The sequence below is a fragment of the Streptococcus suis genome (assembly GCF_002960445.1).
GTDB classification, from domain to species: Bacteria; Bacillota; Bacilli; order Lactobacillales; family Streptococcaceae; genus Streptococcus; species Streptococcus hyiners.
Map to the genome: position 1 here is coordinate 1 of NZ_POJD01000018.1, position 266 is coordinate 266.

Consider the following 266-nt stretch of genomic DNA (forward strand, 5'->3'; position numbering starts at 1 on the left):
AAAGTCCTTCTTGGTGGTCACATAAACTTTCTTAGTTGGGAAAAATTTCATGATTTCTTGACCAAACTGAGCAGTTAAACTAGACGGCACCACATAAAGTGGTTTATGTACCATTCCTAGTTCTTTCAACTTGAAACCAGCTCCAAGCATGGTCAAGGTTTTTCCAGACCCTACCTCATGGGCGAGTAGAGCTCGTTTTTCTTCCACAATCCGTTGAATGGCATTCTTTTGGTGGGGACGTAAGGAGATATTCTGGGCAAGTCCAT

General features: G+C 42.5%; 1 protein-coding gene. It reads right to left on the minus strand.

Annotation, left to right across the window (positions count from 1 at the left end; translation table 11 throughout):
- Positions 1 to 266: DEAD/DEAH box helicase family protein (locus C1G53_RS00080; protein ID WP_161941332.1), on the minus strand; the 266-nt coding region annotated here is incomplete at both ends.